Raw genomic sequence first — 20,996 nt, 5'->3', positions numbered from 1 at the left:
AACCAAACACCGTTCAATGCTATTCAAGCCTTATTCGGGGCTTGACGGCTTGTCATGCCCTATCGCTGAATAGTTACTTCATCCAATACCCTGCATGTTGGGAAATATGAGTGATCATATACAAGGTGGCTTATATATAGACCATGGTTATGGAACTGTAATTAATGGGATGGCAATAATTGGTAAGAATAGCCATATCATGCAGTCTGTAACAATTGGCTTCGCCAAAGGTGGGGTACCTACAATCGGAAATAATGTTTTTATAGGGGCAGGTGCTATTATTATAGGCGGTGTAAGTGTTGGGGATAATGTGAAGATAGGTGCCGGCGCCGTTGTCGTTGAAGATGTTCCTGATAATTGTACTGTTGTTGGTCCTAAATCTAGAATAATTAATAGACAAATTTAAATATGAAGATATTAGCCATCAATAATTACGAGATAGATATTTATGTTGAAAAAGCGAAACATGATATAACCCCTGCCAATCATTGCTGGGGAGTGGATTATCTTATTTCACAGGGTGAAGAAGTTGATATGCTTGTTTACAAGCAATCGGCTTCAAATAGATGGATGATTCTGCTTCAGAGGTTGTGGTTTAATATCAAATTAGTACCTATCATCATGAAATATGATGTGGTTGTATCTTTTTATACGCCTGTAATTGATTTTGTGGGATTATTTTTTAAGTTGTTTCCGATTAAGCACCCACGGTTATTTGAATTATGTCATCATGAAGTTAAATCATGGCAATTAAAAGGTAATTTTGAGAGGATATTCTTCATAAGTCATGGTATTATGAAGCGATATAATGCTGGGTCAGATAAGTTAATGTATTTAGAATGGGGACCGGATATCTCATTTTATAGAGAATATAAAGAAAAACATCTTCCTTCGAAAGTTACTTTCTTTACCGGAGGAAAAACAAACCGTGATGATACATTAGTAGAGAAAGTTTGTAAAAAGATGAAAGTTCCATTAATCATGATAAATAGTAATTTTGTGAAGAAAAATGGAATTGTTTGCCAACATAATGATCACAAGTGGGGAAATATAGTTAGTTATCATGATATGTTAGATTTAATGAGTACATCTGATGTCTCAATTATTCCTGTAGTTCCTTCACTGCCAAAGGAAAGGCTTTGTGGACTGACATCTTTTGATGATGCCATAGCAATGGGGCATTGTATATTGATGTCAGATAACACTAATATCAGTGTAGATATAGAAAAGTATCGAATGGGACTTTATTATAAAGCTGGTGACGAAAATGATTTGAAGAGTAAGGTAATGTATCTAACTTCTCATCCAGAAGTTGTTTTTGAATATGGTAGGAATGCAAGAGCCTATGCCGAAACTCATTCGTATAGGGCTTTTTGCGAAAAATTGTATGCTTCTATAAAAGAGTAGAAAGACTATGAACATTGTATTAATAAGCTATGTTATTCCTACAGAAAGCAATTGTTGTGGAGCATCTGCACTACCATATCATTTAGCTAAATACAGACCTCATGGCGTAGGCTTGAGTATATATACATTTAACGGAAATGATGTAGATAGTGATAAAATTAACAAGATAGAAGCAGAGTTGCAAGCAAAAATTGTTGTGATGAAAAAGCCTTTGTTCTATACTCTATTATTAAAATTTAGACTTCTTCGCTTCTTTGTTCACTTTCCTTTGATGTATTATATGACTCTTGCGAAATATTATGTAAAAAAGATTGATGATGAGAGCCCGGATGGTATTTGGGTTTACAGTGAAGAGTGGGATAAAATATTGCGTCAGTTTCCACAATATAAGAGAGTACACCTTTTCCCTGATTGTGAATCTTTGTTCTACAGTAGACTATTGTGTTTACCTCAAGGATGTGATAAATGGCTGGATCGACTTAAAAACAGATTAATGAGGCATCGTTTTAGGGAGATGGAAGCTTCGTTTGATGGTGATGAACTCATTACTAATTGTTTAGTTGGTGAAATGGACGTAAAAGAATTTCGAAGAATAAATAGACAGGCAAAGGCTGTCTTTTTGCGTCATCCACATTATAATATTGGAAATTCTCAAAAGGAAATACATTTTTCTAATCCTAAAATTAAATTATTGATAGCTGGGCGGAATGATTTTTATATGCAGGTAGAAGCAGAAGCTGCAATTAAAGCCTTGTGCAATGATGCTACTTTGCAGGAATGTTATGAGATTACATTTTTGGGAACAGGGTGGGAGCAACAAGTTGCGTTACTCCGGCAAACAAATTTTAGTGTTCAACATATAGATTTTGTTCCAGACTATATTCAGGAAATTTCTAAATATGATATACAGTTATCTCCAATAACAATTGGGACAGGTACAAAAGGGAAAGTACTAGACGCTTTGGCCAATGGTCTACTTACTATCGGTACTCCGTATGCAATGGAAAATATTGCGGTAGAAGATGGTGTCTCATGCATTGTCTATGATACCCCTAAACGTCTAATAGAAAAATTACACGATATTGAGAATAATAGAAAACAATATGAGTCTGTGGCTGTTGCTGGACGAGAAGCTATCCTTATGAATCACAATCGTGAACAAGTTTCTCAGAAATTCTTTAAATTATTTAGTTAAGCGATACGAAGCTTTATGTGGGTTTACATCTTATTATTTTGCATTCCTCTTATATATTATTCCATCCATCGGCGTAGAAATATAGAAGCAAGATCTTTTTTTGCTTTTTTTATGTTATTACTTGCTTTGTTTGTAGGATGCTCAGATATGTTGGGAGGGTATGATCGATATATATATGCAGATTACTTTGACTCATTGGCTGATGATCGTATAGCAGGTTTGGATCTATTTCATACTCAGCTTTGGAAGGGTTATAGCAATGAATTTGGTTATGTTTTTTTAAATTGGTTAATTTCATATTTTACATCAAATCGGTATATATTTATATTCCTTGTAACTTGTCTTATTTATATCTTATTATATCACACATTTAGTCTTTATATAGATAACAAGAGCTATGGGTTGCTTGTTTTTATGGGACTATGGTTTTTCTTTTCGTTTACTTATATAAGGCAGGTAATAGGAGCGACTGTGGCTTTTTGCTCTATTAAATATATATATGAGAGAAGGTTCTTACCTTTTGCTATTATTATGTTGATAGCCTATTCTTTTCATAATTCAGCCTTTATTTTTTTCCCGATCTATTTTCTACCAATAAAGAAATTTACCCAAAGACAAATATTGGCCGTTATGTTTTTTTGCTTGTTGATAGGATGGTCAGGACTATCTATAGCACTATATTCTTCTTATGACATTATCTCAGAGAGAGCCAATTTTGATACATATATCCAAAAAACTGACGCACGTGGTGCTTATTTAATAGAAGCTATTTTATTTTTATGGCTATTATTAAAGGGGTATAAACGGATTGGCCAAAACAAAATAGAGATTTTGATGTATAATATGTCATTTGTATTTTGTGCCATTTTGTTATTCTTTATACGTTCAGAAAATGGAGGTCGGCTTACTTGGTATTATATGGGAGGACTGATTATTACACTGACTAATTTGGCTACGTCAAAATATGGAAAGAAAAGCAAAATAGACTTTATTCTATTATTTATTTCTTGTATCTTATATGTGAGAATTATTGTCGGCTGGTCATTTATGCTATATCCTTATAAAACGTTTTTTACAGATGGTTTTAGAAAGAACGATCCCATCTATGTATTTTATGAATATGATGACAACTATGCTATTGACAAATTTTATAGGTAGTTATGCCAATGATTACAGTTTTTACTCCAACTTATAATAGAGCTTCTTTTCTTATTAGTATTTATTATAATCTTTGCCATCAGCGTTGTAAAGATTTAGAATGGCTAATAGTAGATGATGGTTCTACAGATGAAACAAAAAAGGTAGTACATGGTATTATTGAGCAAAATCTGAAATTATCATACCATTTTCCTATTATTTATTTATATAAGAATAATGGGGGAAAGCATACTGCCATTAATGTAGGAGTTAGAGAGGCTAGGGGAGAGTTGTTTTTAATTCTTGATAGTGATGATGAACTGCCAGAAGAGAGTTTGGGAAATACATGGAATGCATATCTAACAATACGAGGAGATAAATCTTATGGAGGTGTTGTTGGTAAGATGTCTCACCGTAATGGAAAACCTATAACTTTAGGGTATTTTGATGAGAATAAGTCTATGTATTTAGATGCAAATTCTATTGAGTTTCGTTATCGGTATGGTATTATGGGAGATATGTGTGAAGTGTTCAGAACGGAAGTTTTAAGGGAGTTCTTCTTTCCCGAAATACAGAGAGAGAAGTTCGTTCCTGAGGATTTGGTTTGGAATCGTATTGCACAGAGATACAGATTGAGGCTATTTGATAAGGTTGTTTATTATCGAGATTATTTAGATGGAGGTTTGACAGATAATATTATAAAGATCAGGATGGCAAGTCCGATAGCTGCTACTACCTATTATGCAGAATTATTATTGAATACTATTCCTTTTGTGGAAAAAATAAAGGCGGCAATTAATTATTATCGTTTTGAAGCATGTCTAAATAATAAAACTCCTCGTATACATACTTTACCTTCGCAGTATAGAATATTGAAATGGGTTGGAATATTAATTCATATAAGTGATAAATTAAGAGTGGGTAGAGGTGCTCTTTAATACGTTCCATGTAAATATAGACTAGTTATGGCATGTGAGAAATATGCTTGTTTTTACTTGCAATCATCTGCAGATTTTAGTATCTTTGTATAAAGGGTAATATGCGAATACTTCAAGTTATTACATCCCTTCTTATTGGTGGGGCGGAACATTTGCTGGTACAGCTAGTAGAGAGACTGAGAGCACAAGGTATTGAAACAGATGTGTGCCTGTTTGATGGTGAACGAACTTCGTTTTATGAAGAGTTGGAGAGCACGGGATGTAAAATTTATAGTCTTTCTGATGGGGCTAATTTTTATGACTTAAGGTATATTCCTCGATTACGGCGTATTATGCGTAACTATGATATTATTCATACGCACAATTCAGCTCCACAACTATTTGTGGCAGTAGCCAATATAGGGGTGGGAAAGAAGCTTGTAACAACAGAGCATAATACGGATAATAGAAAGCGAAGGAATTGGTTGTTGGCTCATATTGACAAATGGATGTATCGAAGATACTCGCAGATTATATGTATCTCGGATCAAGCAGAAGAAAATTTGAGGAAATATCTACGACAGTCGGTTTTATATACCCAAATCATCACTATATATAATGGCATAGAAGCGGTTGATTTCTATAATGCTAAATCTTTAGAGTATGATAAACAAGGAATATTTATCGTGGTTATGGTGGCCGGCTTTCGGCTACAGAAAGATCAAACGACTTTGATACATGCTATAAGCATGTTGCCGTCGGATAAGTATGAGCTATGGCTTGTAGGAGACGGTGATGAAAGGATATCGGTAGAGAATCTCGTAAAAAAGCTAGAGCTAGGTGAGCAGGTAAAGTTTTGGGGAAATAGAGCTGATGTAGCAAATATTTTACATACTGCTGATATTGTATGTATGTCATCTCACTATGAAGGACTTTCGTTGTCTAGTATTGAAGGGATGGCTGTAGGTAAACCATTTGTTGCTTCTGATGTTGATGGATTGCGAGAGGTTACAAAGGGTTATGGAATCCTTTTTCCGCATGGTGATGCTCAAGCCTTAGCTGATATAATCCGCCAATTACATGACGACCCTATATATTATAATATGGTGGCAAAAGCATGTTATCAGCGTGCTTGCCAGTTTGATATAAGTAAGACCGTGGAAAGATATATTAGAGTGTATCGTGATGTGTTTACATTGAATTGACACGGATATTATCACGACCAAGTATGGAGTCTTGTAGTGGTTCTCGTTGCAAAAGTTGGAATTAAAATGGAGAAAAGAAAACTAATCCGTGTAACAACATCTGATATCAGCCTTGAATCTCTGATTAAGGGACAATTGAAGTTTCTGAGTAATGAGTTTGAGGTGGTAGGGGTCTCGAATAATACCGGTATGTTACAGATGATAGGTGAACGTGAGGGTATTCGGGTGATAGAGGTGTCGATGCATCGTGAGATTTCTTTAAAGGATGATGTGAAGTGCTTGTGGGTGTTATATCGTCTGTTTAAGAGAGAGAGGCCGGATATCGTTCATGCCAATACACCCAAAGGAAGTTTACTCTCAATGCTAGCTGCAAGATGTGCTCGTGTGCCTCATCGTATTTATACGGTTACGGGACTGCGCTATCAAGGGACTAAAGGATTGTTTAGAGACATACTTATAGGTATGGAGCGTATTACTTGTTGGGCTGCTACTAAAGTGATTCCTGAAGGGCAAGGAGTTCTACATACTTTACAGAGTGATAAAATTACGAAGAAATCATTGAGCGTGATATATCATGGAAGTATTAACGGTATTGATACGGAATATTTCTCGCGTGAGGTAACTGTTAAACATTTAAAGCAAAGTGTGGAATTCAAGGAAGATATTCCTACTGATGTGGTTAGAATGCGTGTTCGCCAATCGCTTGGATTAGCAGATGATGATTTCGGTTTTATCTTTATTGGGCGTATTGTAAGGGGGAAAGGGATGCATGAGTTGGCAAGTGCAATGAAGAAATTTTCACTGGAGAATATACATTGCAAATTAATTCTTGTGGGTAACTTTGAAGAGGAATTAGACCCTTTGCTACCGGAAGATATGGAATTCTTTACTCATGATCAAAGTGTTAAGTTTGTAGGGTATCAAAATGATGTCAGACCTTATTTGTTTGCGGCTGATGCCTTGGTATTCCCAAGTTATCGGGAAGGATTCCCTAATGTTGTATTACAGGCTGGGGCTATGGAGCTTCCTTCCATAGTGACAGATATTAATGGTTGTAATGAAATTATAGAGGATAACATCAATGGCATCATCATACCAAGTAAGGATGTGGAGGCTTTGTATATGAGTATGAAATATTTTATGGAACATATTGAAAAGATAAAGCAAATGGGGATTTATTCCCGACCACTCATCTGTAAACGATATGAGCAACAAGATGTGTGGCATGCGTTAAGTGAAGAATATAGAAGGGTTTTATCTAAATAAGTTAAGATTGTGTATAAGTTCTTTTTTAAACGACTTATAGATTTTAGTATAGCATTGATAAGTCTGATTTGTATAAGTCCTATTTTATTGATTATTACAATATGGCTTTATTTTGCGAATAGAAAGAGTGGTGTATTCTTTTTACAAGATAGGCCAGGGAAGAATGGGAAAATCTTTAAAGTTATCAAGTATAAGACCATGACGGATGATAGGGATGAGCGGGGGGAGTTGTTGCCCGATGAGGATCGATTGACAAAGGTCGGTCAATTTGTACGTTCTACTTCGATAGATGAACTTCCACAATTGGTTAATGTATTAAAAGGTGATATGGCACTAATTGGTCCTCGCCCCCTCTTGCCCCAGTACCTTCCTCTTTATTCCGAAAAGCAGGCTCGTCGCCATGAGGTTCGACCGGGAATTACGGGGTGGGCACAATGTCATGGTAGAAACGCTATTTCATGGTCGCAGAAGTTCGAATACGATGTTTGGTATGTGGATCATCTCTCTATCTATTTAGATTTAAAGATATTGTTTTTGACAATAAAAAAAGTTTTGTGTAGAGAAGATATTAATCAAGCAAATAATGCAACAATAGAAGATTTCAATGGAAAAAATTAATTATGAGACCCTTATAGGTTTTGACAATCAATATGGCACACCTTTTTACATCCTACATAAAAATCGATATTCAATAAATATAAACAATTTTATAGATGCATTTAAGCAGAGGTATGATAAAGTGATTTTGGCGTATTCGTTCAAAACCAATTATGTACCAGCTTTATGTGAGATTGCTTTGCAAGAAGGATGTTTTGCAGAAGTGGTTTCTGAAATGGAATATGAAATGGCATGTAAACTTGGATTTAAGAATATTATTTTTAATGGTCCAATTAAACGAAAAGCTATATTTGAAGAAGCATTAAAGCGTGGAGCATTCATTAATTTAGATAGTGAATACGAAGTGGATATGATTTGTAACTATAAGCAAACACATCCACGTGAAGAAGTAAAAGTGGGATTACGTATCAATATCAATCTAACTGATGAACATGGCAATAGTACAATTCAGAGTGGTATTCGTTTTGGACGATTTGGTTTTCCTAAAGACATCTTAGGTAAGAATATTGAACGATTACGGACATTGGGGATTAAAATCGTTTCATTGCATGGGCATACTTCTACTTCTGATCGTGCAGTCTTGAATTATAAAATTATAACTCAGCACATGTTAGATGTTTGTGAGAAGTATCAGTTAAACGACCTTGTGTACTTTGATATAGGCGGAGGCTATTTTGGAGCAGCTCCAAAAGAAATGAATATAAAAGGTAAACCAACATATGATGATTACGCTAATTGTGTAATAGATGAAATAGAAAAAAGTGATTGGTTTTTAGCACAAAAACCTTGGATAGTTATTGAACCAGGAACCTCTGTTGTTTCAAATGTTTTTTCTTATTACACAAAGGTATATCAAAATAAAAAGGTTGGTAATGTTAATTTTATAATAGTAGATGGAACCGTGTTTGACATTAAACCAACCATGCATCAGAATAATTTACCACATACGTTATACAAACGCAATGATGTTTCAGATACGAAAATATACGATGTTGTGGGGTCTACATGTATGGAAAAAGATGTATTATTAAAAGGGGTAGAGTTGCCATGTGTTACCGAAGGAGATTATTTACAATTTGATGGAGTAGGAGCATACACGGTAAATCTAACTCCTACGTTTATAAATTATCTTGCTCCTATATTGATTGAAAATGAAGGAAGATATTCTCTTATAAGAAGACGTCAAAACATAAATGATATATTGAATATATACAGCCTACAAAAATAAATAAAAATGAACATACTTTTTACTTGTGCAGGCCGACGTACTTATTTACTTAAATATTTTAAGGAAAATATGAACGTAGGAGATAAAGTAGTAGCAACGGACATGCAATTATCTGCTCCAGCATTGCAAGTTGCAGATATAAGATTACAGGTTCCTGCAGTTTATGTCCCCAATTATATTGATATAGTGTTAGGCATATGCAAAGAGCATAAAATTAATGCGTTAATACCGTTAAACGATTTAGAACTTCCTATATTGGCAGCAAACAAATCAAAGTTTGACGCAATAGATGTAAGGTTAATCGTTAGTAACCTGAATGTGATAAATATAGCTTTTGATAAATATAATACAGCTCAATGGATAGAAGCACAAGGGTTAAAGTCGCCAAAGTCTTATGTTAGTTTAGACGAAACAAAAGAAGCACTAAGTTCAGGTGCTTTAACTTTCCCCTTGTTTATGAAGCCGCGCTGGGGATCTAGTTCTATTGGATTAGAAACAATAACCGATATGGAAGAGCTGGATATGTATTATCATCTCTTAATGAAAAAAATAAAACGAACAATACTTGCAACAGCTTCCGTTGGCGAGAATTACATTATTATTCAAGAAAAACTTATAGGAGCTGAATATGGATTAGATGTTATAAATGACCTTGAGGGTAATCATGTTTCTGTTAGTGTAAAGCAGAAATTAGCCATGCGGGCAGGAGAAACAGACAAAGCTATTACTTGTAATTTATCCGACGTTAGAGCCATTGGTACTAAAATAGGAAAAGCATTAAAACATATAGGAAACCTTGATGTTGATATTATGCAAAATTCAAAAGGTGAATATTGTGTACTTGAGCTTAATCCTCGTTTTGGTGGTGGTTTTCCTTTTAGTTATGAAGCAGGTGTTAATTTACCTAAGGCTATTATAGAGTGGCTAAAAGGAAATGCAATAGACAACTCTATATTACAACCTGTATATAATCGAATGTTTGCTAAAAACGACTATTTAGTAGAAATACATAAGTAGAAATAAGGTTTGCAAATGATTATTTGTACTGTGCTTGCACTATTGTCCGGTTAAAATTTCAAGACTGTCATTTATTTTTTTAATATTCAATGAGATACACCATTTTTAAAATTTATCGATTTGATTTCTTATCTTTGTACTGTCTCATATATAAGATAGCACAGGATATGAATGTAGGAAATACTGTATTCTCGCAACTGGTGTCTCTCATCCCTGATTACGAACTCAGGAAATGTGTTGACAGATATCGAGGGGATTTTCATGCAAGACGTTGCACTTGCCGTGATCAGTTTCTTGTCATGAGTTATGCCCAATTTACTAGCAGTGCAAGTCTTCGAAGCATAGAAGCTCAACTTACTGCATTCAACTCCAAATTGTACCATGCGGGGTTGAAAATCATACCAAAGTCTACTCTTACTGATATGAACGAAAAGAAAGACTGGCGTATTTATCAAGACTATGCAATGCTACTTGCATTTGAATTTGTGGAACAGATTTGCAGCGCATTAGAGCTTAGTGGACCTTGTGATATGGATTTTTTTCTGAAAGATGGAGAGTATTATCTTTCAGAAATTAATCCTCGCTTTGGAGGAGCTTATCTTCATGCTTATGGTGCAGGGGTTGATTTTATACAACTGATTCTTAATAATATAGACGGTAAAGAAAATAAGTCACTTATTGGAAACTACGATGAAGATATCTTGATGATGATGTATGATGCAGTAGTGATTCGAAAGAAAACAGACTTGTTGGAAGGAAATTTTTCGTTGTTATAGATTAAATGTCATTGTTATGCAAAAGCGAATTTATCTCTGCCTAGCTCATATGAGTGGCAATGAAATGAAATATATACAAGAGGCGTTTGACACAAATTGGGTAGTGCCTTTAGGGCCAAATGTGAATGCATTTGAGGAAGATCTGAGGCGGTTTGTTGTGTCGACAAGCAATGATGCATTGAAAGAGCCGTACCTTAGAGAAATCTATCCGCAAACAGTAGAAGCGCATGAGAGTAATCCTGATAATTTGTGGTTGGAGAGCTTATCAGGACTGGAAAATAAACGGGTCGTGGCATTGGCTTCCGGTACGGCAGCTGTACATCTTGCGCTGATAGGTTTGGGTGTGAAAGCTGGCGACGAAGTGATTTGCCAGAGTTTTACCTTCTGTGCATCTTCACATCCTGTTACTTATCTTGGAGCTACGCCCGTATTTGTAGATTCAGAGGAAGAAACGTGGAATATGGATCCTGTATTACTAGATAAGGCAATCAAAGACCGAATAGCGAAGACTGGTTGTAAGCCAAAAGCTATTATCGTTGTTTATCTTTATGGTATGCCGGCTCGAATAGATGAAATCATGGCTGTGGCTCAAAAATATGATATTCCACTTATAGAAGATGCAGCCGAAGGTCTTGGTTCGCGTTATCATGGACAGGTGTGTGGAACGTTTGGCGAATATGGGGTATTGAGTTTTAATGGTAATAAGATGATAACCACGTCGGGTGGTGGTGCTTTAATATGTCCCGATGAGGCTAGTCGCAACAATATTATGTTCTATGCAACTCAGGCTCGTGAGGGGTATCCGTATTATCAGCATGAAAAGATAGGCTACAATTATCGGATGAGTAATATATGTGCGGGTATTGGACGAGGCCAGATGACAGTGCTTGATGAGCATGTTGCCCATCATCGGTACATTGCTGATTTATATGCCAAAGCTTTTGATGGAATAGACGGTATAACGTTTCATGGTAATCCTTCTTCAGAAATAGATTCTAACTTTTGGCTTAGTACGATACTACTTGCTCCAAGTCTTCAAGTTAGAGGACAAGAAAATGCATATAAGTCAACGGTGAAGGGGGCTGTAGGTGGAATTGCGGGAGTTATTCATTCTGTAGATAATGCTCATACAGATTGTGAACCTAATACCAATGTGGAAGCCATGCGCATTTGTTTGGATAATGTTGGTATCGAGAGTCGCCCACTATGGAAGCCTATGCATAAGCAACCTGTATACCGATATACTCCTGCTTATGTGAATGGAGTGTCTGAACAATTGTTTAAATGTGGACTATGTCTGCCTTCTGGTCCTTGTGTTTCTGATCAAGATGTAGAATGGATTGTTGAAACAATCAAGTCGTGTTTGTAAGCAAGGATGTTCTCCATGGTTACTGAAAATATGATTAATTAAATGGTGCGAGATATGAAGTTACTTGATAAACTAGTTAGTTGGTATTTTTCGAAAGATGCATTACCTTATTGGTGTGTGTTCATTATAGACTGTATTATTTGTTATTTATCTGGCTTATTTGTATTTTGGCTTTATTATAATGGCGCTGTGACGCTAGGTAATATCATCTTATTGACGAAGACTATATTTATGTATATGGTTTTCAACTTGATAGGTTTTAAGTTTTTTAGAACTTATACGGGTGTCATAAGATACTCTACTGTAACAGATTTAGTGAGAGTGGGATGTGCCATGTTCTTATCTTTGTTTGTAGCCGAGGTTATGCATTATGTTATTTATTATTGGCATTTGCATTTCATTAGGTTGCAAGGTCGCCAAATAGTTGCGATGTATCTTGTTGCAACGGTAGGAATGATGGCATTTAGAATGCTTGTAAAGACATTATATGAAGTGCTGTTTAGTTCTAACACTGGTATGCGCACATTCATATACGGTGTACAAAAGGGTGGTATCGGACTGGCTAAAAATATTAGAAATGAAAAGCCAGCCAGATTCCAACTAAAAGGGTTTATAGCTCCTGATGCTTATTTCTCTGGACGTAGGTTGTTGGGAGTGCGAGTGTATAAGAACGATGAAGACTTGATAGATGTATTGAAATCTATGAATGTTCAGGTTGTATTGGTCTCTCCATTACAGAATAAGGCGTTTCGTAGAGATGGAGCTTTGCAAGATAGATTGATACAAGCTAATATCCATATATATATGGTTGCTGAATCTGAGGAGTGGACACCAGAAAAGAATACTGCAAGTGCACTCAAGGAAATCAGTATTGAAGACCTGCTACCGCGTAATGAGATACAGGTAGATATGGAAGCAATAGGCAGAATGATAACAGGAAAGAAAATTCTGATAACGGGTTCTGCCGGTAGTATCGGTAAGGGAATATTGAAGCAGATTGCAGTGTATCATCCTTCTGAATTGATGTTGATAGACCAAGCAGAAACTCCCCAGCATGACATTCGGTTGATGATGGCTCGCGATTATCCTAAGATTAAAGCGACTGTAGTAGTCGAAACGATAACCAATGAACACAGAATGGAATATATATTCAATAGGTTCAGACCTGATTATGTGTTTCATGCGGCAGCTTATAAACATGTACCTATGATGGAGGATAATCCTTATGAGAGCGTTTTGAATAATATTCGCGGTACGAAAGTCATTGCGGATTTGGCTGTCAAGTATGGTGTGAAGAAGTTTGTAATGCTTAGTACGGATAAGGCAGTCAATCCAACAAATGTAATGGGATGTTCTAAGCGCATTTGCGAAATTTATATTCAGTCGCTAGATAAGGCCATTAAGCAAGGGACGACAGAATCTTTGAAAGATAGAGTGACCCAGTTTGTGACGACTCGATTTGGAAATGTGCTTGGCTCAAATGGTTCTGTGATACCTCTTTTTGAAAAGCAAATCAAAGCAGGTGGACCACTGACGGTAACTGATCCCAATATTATCCGTTTCTTTATGTTGATACCAGAGGCTTGCAAGCTGGTGTTAGAGGCTGGTACCCATGGCAATGGAGGAGAGATATTCGTCTTTGATATGGGCGAGCCTGTGAAGATTGCAGATTTGGCAAAGCGTATGATATTGCTGTCCGGAGCACAAAATGTTCAAATTAAATATACAGGATTGCGTGAAGGCGAAAAGCTATATGAGGAAGTGTTATCAAAAGAAGAAGATACTTTACCTTCATTTAATCCCAAGATTCGTATTGCCAAAGTTCGACAATATGAATATGGCAATATCAATCAAGAGATTCTTAATCTGATAGATATAGCACAGACTTTTGATGATATGAAGATAGTTAAGAAGATGAAGGAATTAGTTCCGGAGTTTAAGTCAAAGAATTCTGTGTATGAGCAGTTAGACAACAACTAATGAATCAATCAAAATTACATCTCCATTTTCTACGTTTTGCGCTAGATACTGAGTATTCTCTACCAGCGTTAGATAAGTTAGATTGGAATGGATTGTACGAATTTGCTAATCGACATTCCATTCTTGGCATCTTGTATCAGGGATTGGAAAGATTACCTAAGGATAGTATTTGTCGTCCATCACGGCAACTCATTTTCAAATGGGTTGCAGCCGTAGATCAGATTAAACGAGCAAATATACAAGTAAATCAAGATGCTTGTCGACTGACAGAGGTGTTTAAACAGGATGGTATCCAATCATGTATACTAAAAGGACAGGCTAATGCCCGATTATATCCGACCCCTTTATATCGTATGCCAGGTGATATAGACGTTTGGACGGATATGAAAAGTGCCAAAGATATTGTTCGCTATGTGAAGCAAAAAGATATTATGTCCTCACCGGAATATCATCATATCGATTGGCCTAGCTTCGGTCGTACTCCTATTGAGGTTCATTATTTTCCCTCATTTATGGGAAATTTATACCATGAAATCCAATTAAGGCGCTATTTTGAGCAACAGAAAAGCAAACAATTTGAAAATTTTGTGGAACTTCCTAACACGTCTGGGCAAGGTATTTATGTTCTCAATTCCGATATGGATAGTGTATTTCAGCTCTCACATATTATGCATCATTTCTTTTTTGAGGGTATAGGACTACGACAAATCATAGATTATTATTATTTATTAAGATATGGTATTGCTCCAAAGGATAGGGAAAATATTGCTAAAACAATAAAAAAACTTCATCTGTTGAAATTTTCAAAGGGAATCATGTGGCTTATGCACGAAGTATTAGGACTGGATAAGCAATATTTGTACACGGAACCTGATGAGAATATAGGGCAACTTCTATTGGTAGAAATATTATATGCTGGGAACTTTGGACATTTTGATAGTCGCTATCATTTTGCTGGATTACCCCTTTACAAACAATATCTACTGGAGATAAAACGAAATTTAAGATTCAGTCGGTATTTCCCTTCGGAGGTTTTATGGGGGCGTCCTATAGCCCGTTTTTGGCATTCTGCATATAAGTATTATCTGAGAAGGAGTGTATAAGCCTCTCTCGTCAATCATATAATACCAAAAAGAGGGTGTGTCAAAATGCAAATTAATAACTTGACAACTTTCAATCTATAAGTAGGGTTCTTCTAAAGGCAAAAAAAAGACCATTTCTTTACTCAAAATCGAGTACAGAAATGGTCTTTTTAAATGAATTGTTTCAAACTGTAAGGTTATCAAAATGGCATTTTCATTTTGACACACCCTCTTTTTGGTATGTATAAATAGATGTTTTACTTTGCGTATGCCACAGAACGAGTCTCGCGGATAACGGTAATCTTTACTTGACCGGGATAAGTCATCTCGTTCTGAATCTTGGTAGCGATTTCGCTTGATAGCTTTTCACTTTCAGCATCGTCCATCTTATCGGCTCCAACGATGACGCGAAGCTCACGACCGGCTTGGATAGCATAGGTTTTAGTCACACCGGGATAGCTTAGTGCGATAGCTTCCAAGTCGTTGAGGCGCTTGATATAAGCTTCTACAATTTCACGACGAGCCCCCGGACGAGCCCCGGAGATGGCGTCACAAACCTGTACGATAGGAGCGAGGAGACTCTGCATCTCTACTTCATCGTGGTGAGCTGCGATAGCATTTACCACATCGGGCTTTTCCTTGTACTTCTCTGCTATCTTACCACCATATAATGCGTGGGGCAATTCGCTCTCCTCGTCTGGCACCTTACCAATATCGTGGAGCAGTCCGGCACGCTTTGCCTTCTTTGGATTCAAGCCCAACTCACTGGCCATAACAGCACAGAGATTGGCAGTTTCACGAGCATGTTGCAGCAAGTTCTGACCGTAAGAAGAACGGTATTTCATCTTGCCAACGATTCTTACAAGCTCCGGATGTAGTCCATGAATACCTAAATCGATGGTTGTACGCTTACCGGTTTCAATGATTTCGTTGTCTAATTGCTTCTTGACTTTAGCCACAACTTCTTCAATACGTGCTGGATGAATACGACCATCGGCTACAAGTTGGTGAAGAGCAAGGCGACAAATCTCACGGCGAACAGGGTCGAATGCACTGATAACGATAGCTTCGGGCGTGTCATCTACGACAATCTCAACACCGGTAGCAGCTTCAAGGGCACGGATGTTACGACCCTCACGGCCAATGATGCGTCCCTTAACTTCATCGTTATCAATATGGAATACGCTGACGGAGTTCTCAATGGCAGTCTCGGTAGCAACGCGCTGGATAGTCTGAATGACAATCTTCTTGGCCTGCTGGTTGGCATTGAGCTTGGCTTCGTCCATGATTTCGTTAATATAGCTGGCAGCATCAAGCTTGGCTTGGTCTTTCAAACTCTCAACAAGACGATTTTTTGCTTCCTCTGCACTAAGGCCTGAGAGTTCTTCAAGCTTTGCTCGTTCAAGGTCTTGCATCTTCTCTAAGTCTTGTTGTTTTACCTGCAACAACTTCTTCTCATTGTCGATGCGCTGCTGGTTTTGGTCTACTTCTTGCTTCTTTCGGCCAAGTTCTTCCTGTCGTTGGTTCAGCGACAACTCTCTTTGCTTCAACTTATTTTCTATCTGCTGAATCTTCTGATTGCGCTGCTGAACCTCTTTTTCAAGTTCAGACTTCTTATTGAGGAATTTTTCTTTTACTTCAAGGAGCTTCTTTTCTTTGATTACTTCTGCGTCTTTTGTTGCTGAATTAATCATTTCCTTGTATTTCCCAGTCATTACATAACGGAAAAGAGTATACCCGATACAGCTTCCCGCCAGTAGAGCCACAATGGCTATAATAACTATTGTTGTCATGTGTATATATGTATATTTTTAGTGTTAGCTTCTCAAAACTACTTCAGCGCGTCTTCAATTTCAGAAGTCAATGTCTTGAGAACTTCACTAAAAGGAGCCGTATCGTTGCGATCGGCTTCTCGCTCATATCGTAAAGCTATGTCTATCAGTGCCATATACAAAATCTCCTTATCACTTTTACGGCCCTTGAAAACCTCAGCATAGGTATTTACCGTATCAGTGATAAGTTTGGCAGCATCTCTATACAGTTTCTCGTCGGCCCGAACAATGTTGACCGACATCTCTGTATCATAGACATGTAATCTGATATGTAGTTTCTCTTTGTTGTCTTCTTCCATCACGACTTGTTATTTTTCACTGAGCAGCGTGATACATTTATTTACCTCTCGAATTAATTTAGAAACTCGTTTACTAGCTTCTTCCATATCGCCATCGGTGATTTCTATCATCTTGGCCATCTTAAGGCTGTTGTAATTCCTTTCTGCTTGAGCCAGTTGGCTTTCCAACTGCTTGATACGCAAGTCCCTTTCGTCTACCATTGCATACAGATTATCGTTCTCCTTCTTGGTTTCAATGTATTGGAGAATCATCTGTCTGACACGTGTAGAAAAGAGAGATAGTATCTTCTCGTTAGCATCCATAGACTTACAATTTGGTTACAAATTTAATTGAATTAATCGGTTATTCCAAATAATACGTAAATTTTTATTTCTTATATTCGTCTGTATTGTTCGGTGATTCCTTTTTGGCCAGCATCACTACTTGGTAGACGAAGTCGGTAATCCATTTCTGTGAGAATCCCAGTCGCTTGTTGTACTGGCGAATAGTCAATACGGTTTTCATCACACCGGCATCGGTGTAGTCGTTTTTATTGAACACGTCGCTCACTGTTTTCTCTGTCATGCTGTAGATAGCGCGCTTGAAGAAGGAGGGGAGTCGGAGTTTGAACTTCATCAAATTGCCCATGAGCATCATCACGTCTTGTGTGAATCCTTGGAATTGGATGAGGTAAGTCTGCACGTCTTGTATCTTGTGGCAGTTTTTGCGGATGCTTTGGTCTATCTCTTTGAAGAATGTGTCATCAGTGTGATACAGCTCTTTGAGCATCTTCTTACACTGGTTACGCTCGCCAATACCGAGTTTGTTGTTGACTGTGGGCACGTGTAGGGTCGATTTAAACATGCGCAAGTCGGGGAGCATCGCTAGATTGTTGATACCAAGGTTGGCTGCAAGCGATGCTTGGAAATACACACGTACCAAGGTCATGTAGTCTTCCATTCCACCCACTTTGGCTGTACTATTCTTGCTTTTAAAAAGTTTAGAAAATATTCCCATCTTGTTGATTCTAATTGTGTTATTCTTGTTTGCTGCAAAGTTAGTGAAAGTTGAGCTAAAGACCAAAGGTTTCCTGTGGTTTTAGGTTGGTTCTTTGCATTAAAGAGCTAGTCTGTTTGGCTACTTGTAAATTCCTCGACTATCAGGTTGCAGTGTGATGGCAGTGATGCTGTATAGCTTTTTCAATTTTGCTGAAGCGTTTTTGCAGGGATGTTGGAGTGTCTTTGCAGTGAAATTCTAGTGATGTATTATAAAAAGAATATGCTCTGAATAAAAGTTTTTAAGTGAACACATGAATCTTTATGTATTTTTGTTTATCTTTGCGACAAATTAGAGATTGAATAATCATTCGTTCAGTTTTTGGTATGAAGCAGTCTGGAAACAGAAATGACCTTATAAGAATTTTAGTTGCGATTGGCGACTTTTTGGTGTTGAATGTTACATTATGGGCATTTATAGTGCTTATGCCAAATTTTGTACCATCATTTTTCCATGTCGCAACAAAGATGACATTGCTGGTAGCCAACTTCTCGATGTTGGTTAGCCAAAAGTTGTATCATACCATCATTCATTTGCGTAGGGTAAACTTTGAAGACATATTGAGCAGGGGGGTCAAACTGAGTGCATGCCAAGCAGTAGTGATGTACGTGATGTTGAGAATGATAGGTGTGCAGGAGCAGGACTTGTATTGTTTGCTACTGTTGTTCCCCGCGGTCTTCTTCTTTCTCATGGTAACACGTCTTATACAGCGAGTGTTGTTGAAGCATTATCGCCAAATGGGGCGCAACACGCGTACGGTGCTGTTTATTGGGCATGATCCTGCAGTGCTTGTACTATACAACGACTTGATGAAAGATCCGTCTACCGGTTACCGAGTGGTGGGATATTATGCCGAACGAAAGATTGCCAAATGTCCGGAAAAGCTTAAACGTTTGGGTGGTCTCGAAGAGTTAAATGAAAAAATTGCTTCGGAATCACAGAATTTAGGTGTTGATGATGTCTTTTGTTGTCTGTCTCATGATGCTTATAAGGAGATTATCAATATCATGAAATTTTGCGATCGTACAGTTACCCATTTCTATTATGTACCTAGAATGTTTGGTAATTTCAGGTTGAAATTGAAAGCTGAGCATTTCGGAGATACAGAATTATTTACCAATTATATGGAACCACTTTCGTCGCCACTCAATAAATTCGTAAAAAGAGCGTTTGATTTGTGTGTGAGTTCGGTGGCTTGTGTGTTTATTGGGCTGATGTATCCCATTATTGCTATGTGCATCAAATTACAGAGTCCGGGCCCTGTGCTGTTCAAACAACAACGTACAGGACTGAATGGTCAGACCTTTAATTGCTTGAAATTCCGTTCCATGCACGTTAATGCAGATTCTGATAAGCAGCAAGCTACGAAGGATGATCCGCGAAAGTTTGCCTTTGGTAATTTCATGCGCAAGACAAATATTGACGAATTACCGCAGTTTTTCAATGTGTTGAAAGGAAATATGAGTATCGTTGGGCCTCGTCCACATATGCTTTACCATACAGATGTGTATCGTGATTTGATAGATAAATACATGGTTAGGCACTTTAGTAAACCCGGAATTACCGGTTGGGCTCAGATAACAGGTTTTAGAGGTGAGACCAAGGAACTGTGGCAAATGGAGGAACGTATTAAACGAGATATATGGTATATCGAACATTGGTCATTCTGGTTGGATATTAAGATTATCATGAAGACTGCAATAGGATTCGTTATACCGGATAAACAAGCATATTAATATGAAAGGAATTGTATTGGCAGGCGGTTCGGGTACGCGTCTTTATCCGATTACGAAGGGAATCAGTAAGCAATTGATTCCTATCTTTGATAAACCTATGATTTATTATCCCATATCTGTGCTCATGCTTGCAGGTATTAAGGATATATTAATCATATCTACCCCGTACGATTTACCCGGTTTCAAACGGTTGCTTGGCGATGGTCATGAGCTTGGAGTAAATTTTGAATACGCCGAGCAGCCTAGTCCCGACGGATTGGCACAAGCATTTATTATCGGTGAAGAGTTTATTGGTACAGACAGTGTGTGTCTTGTGTTGGGCGATAACATATTCTATGGCGCCGGCTTAACGGGGTTGTTGCATCAAAGTGTGAAAGATGCCGAGGAGCGTAACAAGGCTAGTGTCTTCGGCTATTATGTGAATGATCCAGAGCGTTATGGGGTTGCTGAGTTTGATGATAGATCTGGAAAATGTCTAAGTATAGAGGAGAAACCAGAGCATCCTAAGAGCAATTATGCGGTAGTTGGGCTGTATTTCTATCCTAATTCAGTGGTTGAAATCGCTAAAAACATTCGGCCTAGTGAGCGTGGAGAATTGGAAATAACGACTGTCAATCAAGAATATCTGGGACAGGACAAACTATTGGTGAAACCATTACAACGTGGTTTTGCTTGGCTTGATACCGGAACTCATGATAGTTTGAGTGAGGCTAGTACCTTTATTGAGGTTATAGAAAAGAGGCAGGGGCTCAAGATAGCTTGTCTTGAAGAGATTGCTTTGCAGAATGGTTGGATAACCAAAGCGCAGGTGGCAGAGCTGGCTAAGCCTATGATAAAGAATGGGTACGGACAGTATCTCATGCGAATCTCTCAGAATTAATTACGAATAAAAATAA

20 protein-coding genes and 1 pseudogene are annotated in these 20,996 nt (G+C 37.4%); 17 read left to right on the top strand and 4 right to left on the bottom strand.

What is annotated here, in order from left to right; translation table 11 throughout:
• The first annotated feature begins 106 nt into the window (after positions 1-106).
• The 15 genes and pseudogenes from AC1EK4_RS07050 (at position 107) to AC1EK4_RS06980 (ending at position 15,218) form a co-directional block, all read left to right on the top strand.
• The gene (locus AC1EK4_RS07050) at positions 107-406 is read left to right on the top strand and encodes a serine O-acetyltransferase (protein WP_480357596.1); all 300 of its coding nucleotides are present in this window, start codon (positions 107-109) and stop codon (positions 404-406) included.
• A gap of 2 nt (positions 407-408) precedes the next feature.
• The gene (locus tag AC1EK4_RS07045; protein WP_480357594.1) at positions 409-1,407 is read left to right on the top strand and encodes a glycosyltransferase family protein; all 999 of its coding nucleotides are present in this window, start codon (positions 409-411) and stop codon (positions 1,405-1,407) included.
• Between the two features lie 7 nt (positions 1,408-1,414).
• Complete coding sequence (locus tag AC1EK4_RS07040; RefSeq protein WP_480357593.1) at positions 1,415-2,602, top strand: glycosyltransferase family protein; 1,188 nt, start codon at positions 1,415-1,417, stop codon at positions 2,600-2,602.
• A gap of 15 nt (positions 2,603-2,617) precedes the next feature.
• A complete protein-coding gene (locus tag AC1EK4_RS07035; RefSeq protein ID WP_480357591.1) occupies positions 2,618-3,760 on the top strand; it encodes an EpsG family protein in 1,143 nt (380 codons plus the stop codon).
• An 8-nt stretch (positions 3,761-3,768) separates the two neighbouring features.
• Positions 3,769-4,677 carry a glycosyltransferase family 2 protein gene (locus AC1EK4_RS07030; protein WP_480357590.1) on the top strand — a complete coding sequence of 303 codons (909 nt, stop codon included), beginning with the start codon at positions 3,769-3,771 and terminating at the stop codon, positions 4,675-4,677.
• Positions 4,678-4,778: 101 nt separating this feature from the next.
• Complete coding sequence (locus tag AC1EK4_RS07025; RefSeq protein ID WP_480357587.1) at positions 4,779-5,861, top strand: glycosyltransferase; 1,083 nt, start codon at positions 4,779-4,781, stop codon at positions 5,859-5,861.
• Positions 5,862-5,927: 66 nt separating this feature from the next.
• Complete coding sequence (locus AC1EK4_RS07020) at positions 5,928-7,127, top strand: glycosyltransferase family 4 protein (protein WP_480357586.1); 1,200 nt, start codon at positions 5,928-5,930, stop codon at positions 7,125-7,127.
• A 9-nt stretch (positions 7,128-7,136) separates the two neighbouring features.
• Complete coding sequence (locus AC1EK4_RS07015) at positions 7,137-7,745, top strand: sugar transferase (protein WP_480357584.1); 609 nt, start codon at positions 7,137-7,139, stop codon at positions 7,743-7,745.
• Entirely contained in the window at positions 7,732-8,973 is a 1,242-nt protein-coding gene (locus AC1EK4_RS07010) for a type III PLP-dependent enzyme domain-containing protein (RefSeq protein ID WP_480357582.1), read from the top strand. Before AC1EK4_RS07015 ends, AC1EK4_RS07010 begins: the two co-directional genes overlap by 14 nt.
• 6 nt (positions 8,974-8,979) lie before the next feature.
• On the top strand, positions 8,980-9,990 hold the full coding sequence (locus tag AC1EK4_RS07005; protein ID WP_480357580.1) for an ATP-grasp domain-containing protein: 1,011 nt from the start codon (positions 8,980-8,982) through the stop codon (positions 9,988-9,990).
• An 89-nt stretch (positions 9,991-10,079) separates the two neighbouring features.
• Positions 10,080-10,373, top strand: a pseudogene (locus AC1EK4_RS07000) (DUF4372 domain-containing protein); the annotation flags it as partial.
• A 39-nt stretch (positions 10,374-10,412) separates the two neighbouring features.
• The gene (locus AC1EK4_RS06995; protein WP_480357601.1) at positions 10,413-10,766 is read left to right on the top strand and encodes a hypothetical protein; all 354 of its coding nucleotides are present in this window, start codon (positions 10,413-10,415) and stop codon (positions 10,764-10,766) included.
• 16 nt (positions 10,767-10,782) lie between these two features.
• Entirely contained in the window at positions 10,783-12,135 is a 1,353-nt protein-coding gene (locus AC1EK4_RS06990) for a DegT/DnrJ/EryC1/StrS family aminotransferase (protein ID WP_480357578.1), read from the top strand.
• Between the two features lie 54 nt (positions 12,136-12,189).
• A complete protein-coding gene (locus AC1EK4_RS06985; RefSeq protein WP_480357577.1) occupies positions 12,190-14,115 on the top strand; it encodes a polysaccharide biosynthesis protein in 1,926 nt (641 codons plus the stop codon).
• Positions 14,115-15,218, top strand: coding sequence for a nucleotidyltransferase family protein (locus AC1EK4_RS06980; protein ID WP_062432847.1), 1,104 nt, complete (start codon positions 14,115-14,117; stop codon positions 15,216-15,218). The genes AC1EK4_RS06985 and AC1EK4_RS06980 overlap by 1 nt, the downstream gene beginning before the upstream one ends.
• A 236-nt stretch (positions 15,219-15,454) precedes the next feature.
• Here the strand turns inward: AC1EK4_RS06980 and rny are convergent, their stop codons facing one another.
• The 4 genes from rny to AC1EK4_RS06960 form a co-directional block, all read right to left on the bottom strand.
• On the bottom strand, positions 15,455-16,990 hold the full coding sequence (rny, locus tag AC1EK4_RS06975; protein ID WP_036897217.1) for a ribonuclease Y: 1,536 nt from the start codon (positions 16,988-16,990) through the stop codon (positions 15,455-15,457).
• A 38-nt stretch (positions 16,991-17,028) separates the two neighbouring features.
• On the bottom strand, positions 17,029-17,328 hold the full coding sequence (locus AC1EK4_RS06970; protein WP_036897215.1) for a cell division protein ZapA: 300 nt from the start codon (positions 17,326-17,328) through the stop codon (positions 17,029-17,031).
• A gap of 9 nt (positions 17,329-17,337) precedes the next feature.
• A complete protein-coding gene (locus AC1EK4_RS06965; protein ID WP_062432852.1) occupies positions 17,338-17,631 on the bottom strand; it encodes a hypothetical protein in 294 nt (97 codons plus the stop codon).
• 64 nt (positions 17,632-17,695) lie between these two features.
• Positions 17,696-18,325 carry a hypothetical protein gene (locus tag AC1EK4_RS06960; RefSeq protein WP_062432856.1) on the bottom strand — a complete coding sequence of 210 codons (630 nt, stop codon included), beginning with the start codon at positions 18,323-18,325 and terminating at the stop codon, positions 17,696-17,698.
• A gap of 365 nt (positions 18,326-18,690) precedes the next feature.
• Between AC1EK4_RS06960 and AC1EK4_RS06955 the strand changes: the two genes are divergently transcribed.
• Entirely contained in the window at positions 18,691-20,100 is a 1,410-nt protein-coding gene (locus tag AC1EK4_RS06955; RefSeq protein ID WP_480357575.1) for an undecaprenyl-phosphate glucose phosphotransferase, read from the top strand.
• 1 nt (position 20,101) lies between these two features.
• Positions 20,102-20,980 carry a glucose-1-phosphate thymidylyltransferase RfbA gene (gene rfbA, locus AC1EK4_RS06950; protein ID WP_480357574.1) on the top strand — a complete coding sequence of 293 codons (879 nt, stop codon included), beginning with the start codon at positions 20,102-20,104 and terminating at the stop codon, positions 20,978-20,980.
• Positions 20,981-20,996: the final 16 nt, after the last annotated feature.

It is taken from the genome of Prevotella sp. C0026C3 (assembly GCF_056590795.1).
Note: the sequence above shows the minus strand (reverse complement) of the source record. Positions and strands in the feature narration are given on the sequence as shown.

Excerpts from the sequence above, each read along its gene's own strand:
- AC1EK4_RS07025 (WP_480357587.1), top strand. The coding sequence starts at position 4,779 with ATGCGAATACTTCAAGTTATTACATCCCTTCTTATTGGTGGGGCGGAA.
- AC1EK4_RS06985 (WP_480357577.1), top strand. The coding sequence starts at position 12,190 with ATGAAGTTACTTGATAAACTAGTTAGTTGGTATTTTTCGAAAGATGCA.
- rny (WP_036897217.1), bottom strand. The coding sequence starts at position 16,990 with ATGACAACAATAGTTATTATAGCCATTGTGGCTCTACTGGCGGGAAGC.
- AC1EK4_RS06960 (WP_062432856.1), bottom strand. The coding sequence starts at position 18,325 with ATGGGAATATTTTCTAAACTTTTTAAAAGCAAGAATAGTACAGCCAAA.
- AC1EK4_RS07050 (WP_480357596.1), top strand. The coding sequence starts at position 107 with ATGAGTGATCATATACAAGGTGGCTTATATATAGACCATGGTTATGGA.
- AC1EK4_RS07020 (WP_480357586.1), top strand. The coding sequence starts at position 5,928 with ATGGAGAAAAGAAAACTAATCCGTGTAACAACATCTGATATCAGCCTT.
- AC1EK4_RS06990 (WP_480357578.1), top strand. The coding sequence starts at position 10,783 with ATGCAAAAGCGAATTTATCTCTGCCTAGCTCATATGAGTGGCAATGAA.
- AC1EK4_RS06980 (WP_062432847.1), top strand. The coding sequence starts at position 14,115 with ATGAATCAATCAAAATTACATCTCCATTTTCTACGTTTTGCGCTAGAT.
- AC1EK4_RS06955 (WP_480357575.1), top strand. The coding sequence starts at position 18,691 with ATGAAGCAGTCTGGAAACAGAAATGACCTTATAAGAATTTTAGTTGCG.
- AC1EK4_RS06995 (WP_480357601.1), top strand. The coding sequence starts at position 10,413 with ATGAACGAAAAGAAAGACTGGCGTATTTATCAAGACTATGCAATGCTA.
- AC1EK4_RS07045 (WP_480357594.1), top strand. The coding sequence starts at position 409 with ATGAAGATATTAGCCATCAATAATTACGAGATAGATATTTATGTTGAA.
- AC1EK4_RS07010 (WP_480357582.1), top strand. The coding sequence starts at position 7,732 with ATGGAAAAAATTAATTATGAGACCCTTATAGGTTTTGACAATCAATAT.
- rfbA (WP_480357574.1), top strand. The coding sequence starts at position 20,102 with ATGAAAGGAATTGTATTGGCAGGCGGTTCGGGTACGCGTCTTTATCCG.
- AC1EK4_RS06970 (WP_036897215.1), bottom strand. The coding sequence starts at position 17,328 with ATGGAAGAAGACAACAAAGAGAAACTACATATCAGATTACATGTCTAT.
- AC1EK4_RS07005 (WP_480357580.1), top strand. The coding sequence starts at position 8,980 with ATGAACATACTTTTTACTTGTGCAGGCCGACGTACTTATTTACTTAAA.
- AC1EK4_RS07040 (WP_480357593.1), top strand. The coding sequence starts at position 1,415 with ATGAACATTGTATTAATAAGCTATGTTATTCCTACAGAAAGCAATTGT.
- AC1EK4_RS07030 (WP_480357590.1), top strand. The coding sequence starts at position 3,769 with ATGATTACAGTTTTTACTCCAACTTATAATAGAGCTTCTTTTCTTATT.
- AC1EK4_RS07035 (WP_480357591.1), top strand. The coding sequence starts at position 2,618 with ATGTGGGTTTACATCTTATTATTTTGCATTCCTCTTATATATTATTCC.
- AC1EK4_RS06965 (WP_062432852.1), bottom strand. The coding sequence starts at position 17,631 with ATGGATGCTAACGAGAAGATACTATCTCTCTTTTCTACACGTGTCAGA.